13 protein-coding genes are annotated in these 11,912 nt (G+C 44.4%); 3 read left to right on the top strand and 10 right to left on the bottom strand.

The window, feature by feature from the left end; genetic code table 11:
• A partial coding sequence (locus tag AC1DP6_RS35740; protein ID WP_477059181.1) for a hypothetical protein occupies nucleotides 1-346 on the bottom strand: 346 nt, incomplete at its 3' end.
• A 13-nt stretch (nucleotides 347-359) separates the two neighbouring features.
• Between AC1DP6_RS35740 and ruvC the strand changes: the two genes are divergently transcribed.
• The gene (ruvC, locus tag AC1DP6_RS35735; RefSeq protein ID WP_441576487.1) at nucleotides 360-920 is read left to right on the top strand and encodes a crossover junction endodeoxyribonuclease RuvC; all 561 of its coding nucleotides are present in this window, start codon (nucleotides 360-362) and stop codon (nucleotides 918-920) included.
• Nucleotides 921-1,105: 185 nt separating this feature from the next.
• The gene (locus AC1DP6_RS35730; protein ID WP_441576486.1) at nucleotides 1,106-1,804 is read left to right on the top strand and encodes a response regulator transcription factor; all 699 of its coding nucleotides are present in this window, start codon (nucleotides 1,106-1,108) and stop codon (nucleotides 1,802-1,804) included.
• Between the two features lie 5 nt (nucleotides 1,805-1,809).
• Here AC1DP6_RS35730 and AC1DP6_RS35725 read toward each other — a convergent pair whose 3' ends face one another.
• The 4 genes from AC1DP6_RS35725 to rsmA all read right to left on the bottom strand — a co-directional run bounded on the left by AC1DP6_RS35725 (nucleotide 1,810) and on the right by rsmA (nucleotide 4,628).
• Nucleotides 1,810-2,187 carry an HIT family protein gene (locus tag AC1DP6_RS35725; RefSeq protein WP_477059180.1) on the bottom strand — a complete coding sequence of 126 codons (378 nt, stop codon included), beginning with the start codon at nucleotides 2,185-2,187 and terminating at the stop codon, nucleotides 1,810-1,812.
• A 101-nt stretch (nucleotides 2,188-2,288) separates the two neighbouring features.
• Nucleotides 2,289-2,762, bottom strand: coding sequence for a transcription elongation factor GreA (gene greA, locus AC1DP6_RS35720; protein WP_441576484.1), 474 nt, complete (start codon nucleotides 2,760-2,762; stop codon nucleotides 2,289-2,291).
• A gap of 184 nt (nucleotides 2,763-2,946) precedes the next feature.
• Nucleotides 2,947-3,876, bottom strand: coding sequence for an NAD(P)-dependent oxidoreductase (locus tag AC1DP6_RS35715; protein ID WP_477059179.1), 930 nt, complete (start codon nucleotides 3,874-3,876; stop codon nucleotides 2,947-2,949).
• Nucleotides 3,873-4,628, bottom strand: a complete 756-nt coding sequence (rsmA, locus tag AC1DP6_RS35710) for a 16S rRNA (adenine(1518)-N(6)/adenine(1519)-N(6))-dimethyltransferase RsmA (protein WP_477059178.1) — start codon at nucleotides 4,626-4,628, stop codon at nucleotides 3,873-3,875. Before rsmA ends, AC1DP6_RS35715 begins: the two co-directional genes overlap by 4 nt.
• Nucleotides 4,629-4,792: 164 nt before the next feature.
• On the opposite strand from rsmA, the gene pdxA reads away from it, so the two are divergent.
• On the top strand, nucleotides 4,793-5,854 hold the full coding sequence (gene pdxA, locus AC1DP6_RS35705) for a 4-hydroxythreonine-4-phosphate dehydrogenase PdxA (RefSeq protein WP_477059177.1): 1,062 nt from the start codon (nucleotides 4,793-4,795) through the stop codon (nucleotides 5,852-5,854).
• 96 nt (nucleotides 5,855-5,950) lie between these two features.
• Here the strand turns inward: pdxA and AC1DP6_RS35700 are convergent, their stop codons facing one another.
• The 5 genes from AC1DP6_RS35700 to AC1DP6_RS35680 form a co-directional block, all read right to left on the bottom strand.
• Nucleotides 5,951-6,247: a winged helix-turn-helix domain-containing protein gene (locus AC1DP6_RS35700; RefSeq protein WP_441576480.1), complete on the bottom strand. Its 297-nt coding sequence runs from the start codon at nucleotides 6,245-6,247 to the stop codon at nucleotides 5,951-5,953.
• A 106-nt stretch (nucleotides 6,248-6,353) separates the two neighbouring features.
• Nucleotides 6,354-7,004 (bottom strand): hypothetical protein, encoded by a 651-nt coding sequence (locus AC1DP6_RS35695; RefSeq protein WP_477027043.1) that lies wholly within the window; start codon nucleotides 7,002-7,004, stop codon nucleotides 6,354-6,356.
• A gap of 11 nt (nucleotides 7,005-7,015) precedes the next feature.
• On the bottom strand, nucleotides 7,016-9,172 hold the full coding sequence (locus tag AC1DP6_RS35690; protein ID WP_477059176.1) for a TonB-dependent receptor: 2,157 nt from the start codon (nucleotides 9,170-9,172) through the stop codon (nucleotides 7,016-7,018).
• A 106-nt stretch (nucleotides 9,173-9,278) separates the two neighbouring features.
• Nucleotides 9,279-10,271, bottom strand: a complete 993-nt coding sequence (locus AC1DP6_RS35685; protein ID WP_477059175.1) for a PorP/SprF family type IX secretion system membrane protein — start codon at nucleotides 10,269-10,271, stop codon at nucleotides 9,279-9,281.
• Between the two features lie 27 nt (nucleotides 10,272-10,298).
• Nucleotides 10,299-11,912, bottom strand: a 1,614-nt coding sequence (locus AC1DP6_RS35680; protein ID WP_477059174.1) for a T9SS type B sorting domain-containing protein, incomplete at its 5' end; no start/stop codon positions are given.

Below are 11,912 nucleotides of genomic sequence, written 5' to 3'. Positions count from 1 at the left end.
CACCGTACTCGCCTACACGATTTGGGGTATTAATAGACAACGACACGCCTGAAAGAATAGCACTGAATGCTCTCAAAAAAGAAACTTCCTCCAGTGGCGCCACCAGCCTTTGCCACTTGCGGGCTTCCAGCCCCCAGTTAAAAAGCATCAGTACCATTACCAGGAAGATGCCCACCCAGCCTTTCTCCTGCAGGGTCCCCCACATATGACCGAGCGACAACTGCAGGTTGTCCCGGTGAATCAATTGCGAATAGATAGAGTACGCCAGCCAGGTAAAAAGCCCCGCTCCTAATAAGTAATTGAGAATTATTTTGGTACTTTTGTTCAGATAGTAAAATTTTGGCAAAAATAAACTGTGGTTGGCAAACAAGTCAAAAATAATTCTCGGCATTGACCCCGGTACCCTCGTAATGGGCTATGGGCTTATACTTATCGAAGGAAAAAAGGCCAGTCTCATAGAAATGGACGTACTAAAACTATCCAAACTCAAAGATCACTACGAACGATTACAGCTGATTCACTCCAGGGTACAGGATCTTATTCAACAGCATAAACCAACCAGTTTTGCTATTGAAGCCCCATTTTTTGGCAAAAACGTACAAAGTATGCTTAAACTCGGACGTGCCCAGGGAGTAGCCATTGCTGCTGCCATACAGGGAGGCTTGGCCGTTACTGAGTATTCCCCCAAAAAAGTAAAACAATCTGTTACCGGGAACGGTAATGCGGATAAAGAGCAGGTATGGCTGATGCTGCAACGTATCCTCAGTCTTGCCGAACGCCCTGATTACCTTGATGCTACCGATGCCCTCGCCGTAGCTGTCTGCCACTTTTACCAGGAAAGCAGTCCGCTCGCAGGTATCAGTAAAGCAAAAGGCTGGGAGAAGTTCCTGCAACAGCACCCCGAAAGGATCGCCAGATAAAAAATAACCCGTAAAAGGTTATTTCATAAATCCGTAAATTGTAGTTACTTTGGTTGAAATTCAGCAACCCATTTAAAGCTAACGGCCATGCGCCGGGATAACAGCTTAACTATGAAAAGTGACCATCATTTGTTATACGCAAGTTATATAACAAGCTTTTTTATATTAATCAGCATCAGGCAGATATGAAAGCAAGAATCCTATTGGTGGAAGATGATCAAAATATTGGTGCGGTTACGAAAAAACGATTGGAAGAAGCGGGTTATGATGTAGTGCACAGTATAGACGGCCAGGCAGCATGGGAGCAGTTCCAGGTACGCTCATTCGATATTTGCTTACTGGATGTAATGATGCCCAAAAAAGACGGTCTACAACTGGCACAACAAATCCGCGAACTCAATGATCACGTTCCTATATTATTCCTCACTTCCAAAAATGAAAAAGAAGACAGAATAGCTGGTCTCCAAACAGGTGCGGATGACTATATCAGCAAACCTTTCAGTATGCAGGAACTGATACTCCGCATTGAAGTCTTCCTCAAACGAACCATGGGCCGTAGTAAAGACAAGTCAAGTCTCTTTACCATTGGTCAACTTACCTTCGACTATGAAGACCTCCGCCTGTACACGACCAATGGAGATGTATCCATTTCCGTGACCCAGAAAGAAGCGGACCTGCTGAAATACTTCTGTAATAATCCCAATAAAACACTCAAAAGAGAAGATATACTTTCTAATGTATGGGGAAAAGATGACTACTTCCTCGGACGCAGTATGGACGTATTTATTACCAAACTGCGGAAACATTTCAAATCAGATCCACAAATCAAACTGGAAACGGTGCATGGTGTGGGTTTCCGGTTTAATATTCCCCCTGCCAGGTAATACAACTATAAGGCGGCTATAATTTGCGCCTGTATCTCCTTAAACTCTTCCGGAGACAGCTTCAGCTTACTGCGGGAAAAATTCATATCCTCTGCCGAGTTAATCGGTATCAGATGCATATGTGCATGCGGAACTTCCAGTCCTACCACACTTACGCCTATACGATTACAGGGAATCACTTTTTCTATAGCATGTGCAATAGGTTTGGCAAACAACAACCACTCTTTCAGCAGGTCATCCGACACATCAAAAAACTTATCCGTTTCCGTTTTAGAGATGACCAGGGTATGTCCTTTTACCAACGGGAAAATATCCAGGAAAGCATAAAAATGTTCGTTCTCCGCTATTTTATAGCTCGGAATCTCACCTTTGATAATTTTCATGAAAGGGTTCATAATATTAATTTCTTAGTGCCAATGTAAAATAAAAAGGGTTGCAAATGAATGCAACCCATACAAATATCATGAAAAAGTGCCAGTAGCGCTTATGCAGTTATATTATCAATCTTGAATTTAACCTGTCCGTTAGGTGCCTGCACCTCCGCCACTTCACCTACATGCTTTCCCAGTAAGCCTTTGCCAATGGGAGAAGTTACTGAAATTTTGCCAGCCTTGAGATCAGCCTCCGTTTCCGAAACTATCTGGTAAGTAACCGTCTTTTTATTAGCCACATTTGTAATGGTTACCTTACACAGGATAGATACTTTAGAGGTATCAATCGCATCTGCACTCACTATACGTGAAACAGCAATCGCATTTTCCAACGTAGCAATCTTCGCTTCGTGTAAACCTTGCGCTTCTTTAGCGGCATCATATTCGGCATTTTCCTTCAAGTCACCCTTTTCTCTTGCTTCTGAAATAGCACGTGCAATTTCGGCCCGACCCTTGGTTTTAAGTTGGGTCAGTTCGCTCATCATCAGATCCAGGGTTTCTTTCGTAACGTAATTTATGCCAGACATAACCTGTTGTGTTTTTTTGGTTATAAGAAAAAAAAATCAACGCCTCCATTTGCACAGAAGCGTTGTTTACTGGTATTATCGCAAATATAATGAATTTCCTATAAAGAAAAAAGGGCCTTATTTCGGGATTAAATAAATTGAAAATCAATCATTTATCCCGAAATTCAGTTCCTGCTTGACAGGTTTATAAAATGTTTAATTTCTCTAATACAATGCGCGCCATCTTAATACTCGCCTGATGAGAGTAACCTGCAATATGTGGGGTTACTATCACATTAGACGCTTTCAATAACCACGCTAATTGTGCCTTTTCTTCTTCGTTATATGTCTCTAATTTTTCGTTTTCCAGTACATCCAGACAGGCACCTGCCACCACACCACTTTCCAGCGCAGCAATCAGGTCCGGGTTATTCACAAGCTTGCCTCTCGCTGTATTCAGAAACCATACCGGCCGGGCAAAGGAAGCAAAAAAGGCCGCATTGGCCAGATGCTTCGTTTCCGCCGTCAAAGGCAGGTGTATACTCACTACATCCGCATCCCGGAATATTTCCTCCATGGTGGCCTCTTTCACAGCGGCCGTACCAAAACCGGTCTTATATTTATCATAAGCCAGGATATTCACGTCAAAACCCTGCAACTTATGCGCGAAGGTGCTGCCTGTATTACCATAGCCTATAATCCCTACTGTTTTGCCATTCAACTCATAGCCCCGGTTGCCGTCACGCTCCCAGATGCCAGCCCGTAGCTCCAGACTGCTTCTCAACACATTGTTCAGCAGGCAAAGCAACATGCCCACGGCCTGTTCTCCTACCGCATCCCGGTTGCCTTCAGGGCTGCTGGCACAATGAATACCCTTGCTCTCTGCATAAGGCACATCAATCAGTTCCATACCGGAACCCAGACGACCTATCCACTGCAGCGCCGGCGCATGGTCAATGATATGTTTATCTACCCGGATACGGGTGGTAACAATCAGGCCTACGCAATCGCTGATGGTACTGTATACTTCGTCATAAGAAATAGACGGCTGGTAGATTACTTCAAATCCTTTGTTTTCCAGCTGTTCAACTAAATACGGATGTGTTTTCGCCGTAACTAATACTTTCCTGCTCATATCATCTTATGGGATAATGCTGCAAAATCAGCCACACTCAATTCTTCAGCTCTTTTTGTAAAGATGGGATCCTGCGCTAACAGTTCCTTATCAAACATCGTCTTCAGCGGATTACGCAATTGCTTGCGTCGCTGCCCGAAGGCGGTTTTCACCAGTACGAAAAATTTGCGCTCAGAGGCAATATCTACCGGTTGCTCCAGCCGGGTAAGGCGGATCACGGCAGATTTCACTTTCGGCGGCGGATTGAAGCTATTTTCATGTACTTCAAATAAATATTCTATCTTATAATATGCCTGCAACAACACGCTGAGAATACCATATTCCTTGTTGCCATGGGAGGCCGCAATACGCTGTGCAACTTCCTTCTGGAACATACCTACCACCACATCCACCTCGGAACGCCATTCAAGCAATTTGAACATGATCTGTGTGGAGATGTTGTAGGGGAAGTTACCAATCAGGCGAAAAGGGCCTTCAAACGGCAATGCGGCATCCAGGATACTTTCATTGATCAGCTTACCCTGGATCTCCGGGTAAGTCTTTTCCAGGAATTGTACCTTTTCCCTATCCAGCTCTATGGCTTTAAATTGAATGCCTGGCAGCTGTAACAGGTATTTTGTAATGGCGCCCCCGCCGGGGCCCACTTCCAGCACTTGCTGGCCTTCGTTTACAGGTAACGACTCTACAATTTTCCTGGAGATGTTTTCATCTATAAGGAAATGCTGGCCGAGAGATTTTTTTAGTGTATACATCAGAGCTGCAAAGATAGCTTTTTAGCTGCTAGCTTTTAGCTATTAGCTTTTAGTAAATGCAGCGAAGATTAATATAATATGTTATCCGCTGCATTTACTAAAAGCTAATAGCTAAAAGCTAACAGCTAATTGGTTATATTTGCCCCTCATTGAGGCAATACAGCATGAGTACCACCCAGATCAACAAACCGGTAATAGGTATCACCATTGGCGATATCAACAGCATTGGCGCAGAAATTATCATCAAAACGTTCATGGATGCACGTATGATGGAGTTTTGCACGCCGGTGATTTTTRCATCCAACAAAACCATCAACTTTTACCGGAAGCTGATGAATGAAAACAACTTCAATTACCAGAGCATCAAAGATTTTACCCGCCTGAATCATAAGCAGGTAAACGTGTATAACTGCTGGGAAGAAGAAGTACAGATCACACCGGGTGTACTGAATGAAACCGGTGGTAAATACGCTGCCCGGGCACTGGAAGTAGCCATCAAATGTATGCAGGAAGGCTACATCAACGGACTGGTAACCGCTCCTATTCACAAAAACAATATACAAAGCACCACCTTTAACTATACGGGCCACACCCCTTACCTGCGGGATGCCTTCAATGCTAAAGATGTACTGATGTTTATGACCGCTGATAACATGCGTGTGGGCCTGCTCACAGAACATGTGCCGTTAGCGGATGTGGCAAAATATGTTACCAAGGAGAATATCCTGGGTAAATTACAGCTGATGAAAGACAGCCTCGTAAAAGATTTCGGTATTGATCAACCCCGTATTGCCGTATTGGGACTGAATCCTCATGCTGGTGATGACGGCCTGATAGGCCGCGAAGAAATAGATCAGATTATACCCGCTATCAGACATGCCAAAGGTAATGGCATCCTGTGTTACGGACCTTATAGCGCCGATGCCTTTTTTGCACGTGAAATGTTTAAACAGTTTGATGGTGTACTGGCGATGTATCACGACCAGGGCCTCATTCCATTTAAATCACTGGCCAGCGGCAATGGTATCAACTATACTGCCGGACTGGGCGTGGTGCGTACCTCCCCTGACCATGGCACCGCTTTCGATATTGCCGGTAAAAACCTGGCAGATCCAGACTCCTTCAGACAAGCCATCTTCACCTGTCTGGAAATACTGGAACAACGGGAACGCTATGCAGACAATACCCGGAATCCACTGAAGAAAACGGAACTGGCATCGGAATAAACATAAAAGAAAACATACCTTATAAACGAAAGAAGCGAATGAAAGCAACAGTATAACTGTTCCGTTCATTCGCTTCTCTTACTTTACGCCTTTTGCTTACCGCTTCCCAGCGTTCAGGTATGATTGAATGGAAGTAACATAATTCTCAAAGGCTTTCTTGCCAGTGGGAGTTATTTTACAAATGGTTTGCGGATAATTTTCTTTAAACTGCTTCACTACCGTTATATACCCGGCATCACGTAATTTATTAATCTGTACACTCAGATTGCCTGCTGTAGCATTTGTTTTCTCTTTCAGCAACGTGAATTCCGCTTCCTGTTCGCTGATCAATACTGACATAATAGCCAGCCGCAATTGCGAATGTAATACCGGATCCAGATCTTTAAAGTCCATGAGCATGATTTTCTGATAGCTATTCAGATACTTAGCTATTTTGTTTTCAATGATTTACATACAATGGAAACAAAATAACCAAATATCTAAATAATAAAATTTCAAATTATTTCTGGGCAGCTTCTAACAGCTTACGGGTATATGCCTCTCCCCAATGCGGTGCAATGTTGCTTTCCGGCTTGAAGGCGGCAAACTTTTCCAGTGCCAGCTCAAAAGTAGTTTTCGCCTTGGCCTTACTCCCACCAAATTGTTCAGGTGTGAATAACAAAGACTGTCCTTGTAACATGTACACACGCGGATTTTCCGGGTTCAGTCCTTTAGCTTGTTCCAGCTGCGAAGCTGCTTCTGCACCATACTTCATGCCCCTGCTCATTGGATCTACCGTAAGTCTGGCAGTAGCTACAAGTGAACGGACGCAGGCTATTTCTGAATTTTTAGGGCTCAGTGCATCTGCCTTATCCAGGTTTGCTTCGGCCTTATCTGCCAACGGATCTATCTGACTTTTATCTTTCAGTGTAAAAGCCTGCATTACCTGCATGTAAGCAGCATAATAATAGGGCAGCCATTGAACTTTTTCCGCATCGGCAATGCGTTCGAAAGTGTTGCTTTTCTGTTGTAACCCATCCGGGGTAAAAGTGCTGCTGCTATCCAGATCAGCAGTTTGTTTAGCCATTGCATCCTGGTACTGGGCGCTTTGGGCCATGGCAGCGGTAGTCAGACTACCGGTAAATAAAAGAGCAAGAAAGATACGTTTCATATATGTTGTAATTAGAGGTTATTAATAACATCCTGTCTTCTGTCTATACCGAAGTTCATAAACATACCCAGGAAAATAAATCGTGGCACATTGGGCGTAATTTCATCCCGGCGCAATCCATCGGTGGAATAGTGATAGCCAAACACCTGTTTGTTTCCTGGTGCATTGCTAACCGATAAAACAAAGATGGTGAATGCTTTCCGGATAGTAGTCAGATAACTGGCGCTTACACCTATTGCGTTGTAGCTGATCGTTTTTTCAGACATAAATTTGTCCTGCGGCAGGTTCGGATTGTAATAAGGACGACCGGTAGCAAATGTATATGTTAAACCCAGGTTAGTGGCAAGCTTGGGAAAGAAACGCTTGAACACCAGGCTGGCAGTATGATTGGCGGCAAAATCAGGCATTACCCGGTAAGGATAATTCAGGTAATCACGCTTCGTATCCAGATAAGAATAAGAGATCCAGTAATCCACATTTTTAAAGGTTTTACGGTCACGCCAGAAAACTTCTACTCCCTGTGCATAGCCGCTACCATTGTTATTGTAAGTAGGTACTGTTTTAACGAGGTCGTTGTATTTTTTGTAGAATACTTCTGTACGGAAAGTGTAGTCAGTGGCAACTCTTTGATAGCTCACAATATAGTGGGTGGCTTTCATATAGCCGAGATACTTATCAAAGCGGAGATACTGTGGTTCCGGCTTCTGATAATAATCACCGTAGGCTACTGAAAACTGGCTATAGTTATTCATTTTATAGGCCAGTGATACACGGGGAGCGAAATCCATTTTACCCAATACAGAAGAATACTCTGCACGACCGCCTACACGTCCTACAAAACTGGGTGTAAAGTAAATATCACCTTCTGCAAAGGCAGCAGTATAGTTGTCCACATAATTGGCATTGTTGCCATTGAAGGCAGATTTCTCTACAGCATACTGGTATTCTGCGCCAAACCGCACTACGGAAAAGCGGCCCAGGTTTTTATACAGCATCAGCTTCGTCTGGCTGAGGTCCGACTGCACCCTGATCAGCGTAGGCTGCTGGTTTTTCAGCAACGTGTCTGCATTGATATTATCGGTATTGGAACTGAAAGACGCACCTATGTATAAATGCCAGTCGTGTCCTATGTTTTCACGCCAGGTAAGATTCGTATAGACGTTATTGTTATGTAGCTTAAATGATTCGGTATATCCCGGATACTCCAGGCTATTTTTATTGAAGCCCATTTTAGTCCAGTTGCCGTAGCCATAAAATTTGAGCATCCCGGTTCTGGATGTTTTATGGCGGAAGTTAGCGGAAGTACCGATAATCTCAGGTCCCAGATTGGGCGACTGTTTGGGCTTAAAAATATTGAAATACGGGGCGAGGTTAGTATAGTCGGCCTCAACACCATAAGATGTTTTTTTATCTCTCGACAGGTTATCCACGCCGGCATTTACGCCAATTACAGACACCCCTACCGAGGAAGATGAACGATCCGGTAAGTCCACTGATTCCAGGATCAGGGCAGAAGATAAGCCCTGTCCGTATTGGGCGGAATAGCCGCCACTGCTGAACGTGGTTCCTTTAAAAAGGAAAGGAGAAAAACGGCCACGACCCGGAATATCCGGTAAGCTGCTGGAAAAAGGATTCCTTACCAACATACCATCTATCAGTGTCTGCGTTTCATAACCAGTACCACCGCGTACAAATAAGCCTTCGCGGTCGTTTGTTTGTTGGGCACCGGGTAATGTTTTGATGGCATTCACGATATCTGCGCCTGCACCCGCAGTAGTAACAATGTCCAGTGGTTTCAATACCTTACCTTTCTTATCATCACTGGCCTCAAAACTGCCGGCTGATATCGTCACCACCCGCAAGGCATTTACATCGCTTCTGAGTACGATATTCAGTTGCTGATCGGTGCTGGTATTAACCTGCAATTCCAATAACTGGTACCCGGTCAGGGTAGCTGATAACAGGTGATCTCCGGTGGTGGTGGTAGTAAAGGAAAAGGAGCCATCTGCTCCTGTAGTAGCCCCATCATAGGAGCCTTTTATGGCGATGTTTACGCCCGTCAGGGGACGCTTTTTATTATCTGTTACCTTACCGCTGATTTTACTTTGCGCCAATGAAAACATTGGAACACAAATGAGCAGATATAGATAAAGGTTGAATCTTGACATACTTAGGGATTAAATTCCCGTCAAATGTAAACTAGTTTATTTTATAAACCAAATATTGTGTTAAAAGGCGGATAAACAAGTTATCCGCCTTTTTAACTGCTAACCCTTAAAAATATCTTGGACTAGTCACCCTTGCCTTCTTGCTATTAAACAGGAACCCCAGTGAAATTTCATGTGATCCCTGCTGATAACCTGCCATCTTATTAATAGTAATATCGTAGGAATAACCAATGCGTAGCTGTTGTGTAGCGTAAAACTCCACGATTACACTGGCAGCATCCAGCTGTTCCAGGTTATCCTCCAGGGCAGGCTTCTTCCATAATTTCATCCCTGTTCTGTAAGAGCCTCCTACCCAGAGCTTATCCGCAATCAACAGGAAGGCATTCAGGTCTACGTTAGTAGGACMTTTAAAATCTTCCTTCATTAATATAGACGGCTTCAGCTTCAGATTGTCAGATAAATTGAGCAGATAGCCCGCTGTTAAATACAGGTGCTGCGTTTTACGGATAGTTTTATAATTGTATCCACCCCAATAGTAGCGGGTATTATCGGTATACAAAGAGAGGAGGTCCATCACAGAAACGCCGGCATAAAATTTAGGTGTGTAGTAATAAATACCAAACCTCGCATCCGGAACGATGGTAGATGTATTTCCCAACGGAATAGCATTATCCAGGTCATCGATATATTTCAATGCAGTACCATCAATACTATATTGCGTGATGCCTCCCCCGATGCCCAGACACAAACGTTTTGTGCCTTCATCTCCCAAAGGTATACGGTAAGAATAAAATCCGTAGGCCGATAAAGACTTCTCAGGTCCCAGGTTATCCATCATTACCTGGGCACCTACTCCTACCCTTTCATCATGTGCATTGGTGAGTCCATCAATGGAAATACCGGCTGTTTGCGGGGCACCCGGAAAACTCACCCACTGATGCCGGTAAATCGCATTCATATACCAATCCTGTTTGTATCCGGCATAAGCAGGATTTACACTCAAGCCGTTAAATACATACTGGCTAAACTGCAGATTTTGCTGCGCCAGCCCGGGCAGCCAGCAAACGCAGCTCACCCATAGTAGGATTATCCTTTTCATAACCAGTTCTCTGTTTAAATGAAAACCTTATCTCAGTAATTCAATCCATCCTTTATAAGACCTTTCGCCTTCCGGTGTATTCAGTTTAAGGATATAATAATAGGTCCCTTCATTCAGGTCTTTTCCATCCCACTCATTCTGATAATTCTTCGACTGGTACACCTGGTTACCCCAACGGTTATAGATGAATAAAGAAGAATTAGGATACCTGGAGATACCAATAATAATCAGCTTGTCATTTTTACCATCTCCATTCGGAGTGATCACATTTGGAATGAGGATATCATCGCCTGTTACGGTGACTACCTGACTGGTAGCCCTGTTATTAGACACATCCGGATCCGGCAACGACGAGGAAACGGTGGCACTGTTTATCACAGCACCGATATTGGTAACACGGGTGGTGTATTTCAGTGTAGCCGTTTGCGTGAGTTGCAGACTATCCAGTGTCCACACTATTATTTTAGTGCCAGGATCATACGTTACTTCACCCGCACTGGCATCAAATCCGTTGATGATATCGAGGTTGCTGTTCAGTGTATCTCTTACTACGATGCGGGAGGCTGTAAACGGTCCTGCGTTGTTCAGTGTAATCGCAAAGGCGGCCTTGCCTCCTACCTGCAGCGGCGTAGTATTCTGCAATTCTTTCTTCACCTGCAGATCTGCCGTTGGTGATGCTTCTACATTTGTAACCACCGATACGCTGGTATTATTTTCCTGGTTAGGATCCGTTACACCAGCTGGTGCAGCGATAATGGCCTGGTTGCGCAGCTGCGCTGTTGCCAGCACCTTACCCCTTACGGTGATAGTGATGCTTGCTCCTGCAGGGAATGTACCTGCCGTAGCCCGTATCACATTGCCCGTGTTGCTGAGCTGTATATTGGCAGCACCGCCGGTAGTAGCACTCACTACGGCATACGCACCTTGTATACTGGCCGGTAGAATGTCTGTAATAACTGCGCCATCTCCTGCAGCAGGACCCGCATTATTCGCCACCAACACATAAGTAATTGAATCATTTTCACGGATCGTAGACGGACCTGTTTTGGTAATCGACAGATCCAGCGTTTTAACTGCTGGTACCACAACAGTGATGACCGGCTGAGTAGGAATTGGTGGTGCCGTACCTTGTTTTAATATAGCAATGTTGGAAACAGATGTAACAGTAGCATCTGCAGGAATTACTCCTGTAACATTTACCTGTATTGTATTGCTGCTGCCGGCATCCAGGTTACCACTCACCGTTACATTATTACCGCTGCCGGTGGCAGCACCAATGATTTGTGAAGTACCATTCGCTACTGCAGTCCAGGTTACATTGCCAACAGTTGCCGGCACCGCATCTGTGATGCTTATACCAGCTGCACCGGAAGGTCCGGCGTTAGTGGCAATGATCACATAATGAACCGGATCACCTGCTTTCACCTGGGCGTCACCCGTTTTGGTAATACTTAATTGCGAACGTGCGCTTACCTGTGTAGTAGCCGTTCCGTTCACCGTATTATTATTCGCATCTGTTGCACTTGCTGTATTCGTAATACTACCAATAAAGCCAGGATTAATTTTACCGCTAATCTGTATGTTGATGGCATTGCCTGCACCAGCGGTGATATTGCCGGTCAGTGTTACATCGCCACTGCC

The organism is Chitinophaga sp. 01L420, from assembly GCF_056399985.1.
This window is presented reverse-complemented; position numbering and strand designations above follow the sequence as displayed.

Coding starts and splice junctions, on each gene's coding strand:
- AC1DP6_RS35715 (WP_477059179.1), bottom strand. CDS start 3,876: ATGAGCAGGAAAGTATTAGTTACGGCGAAAACACATCCGTATTTAGTT.
- AC1DP6_RS35725 (WP_477059180.1), bottom strand. CDS start 2,187: ATGAAAATTATCAAAGGTGAGATTCCGAGCTATAAAATAGCGGAGAAC.
- AC1DP6_RS35690 (WP_477059176.1), bottom strand. CDS start 9,172: ATGTCAAGATTCAACCTTTATCTATATCTGCTCATTTGTGTTCCAATG.
- rsmA (WP_477059178.1), bottom strand. CDS start 4,628: ATGTATACACTAAAAAAATCTCTCGGCCAGCATTTCCTTATAGATGAA.
- AC1DP6_RS35695 (WP_477027043.1), bottom strand. CDS start 7,004: ATGAAACGTATCTTTCTTGCTCTTTTATTTACCGGTAGTCTGACTACC.
- AC1DP6_RS35730 (WP_441576486.1), top strand. CDS start 1,106: ATGAAAGCAAGAATCCTATTGGTGGAAGATGATCAAAATATTGGTGCG.
- greA (WP_441576484.1), bottom strand. CDS start 2,762: ATGTCTGGCATAAATTACGTTACGAAAGAAACCCTGGATCTGATGATG.
- AC1DP6_RS35700 (WP_441576480.1), bottom strand. CDS start 6,247: ATGGACTTTAAAGATCTGGATCCGGTATTACATTCGCAATTGCGGCTG.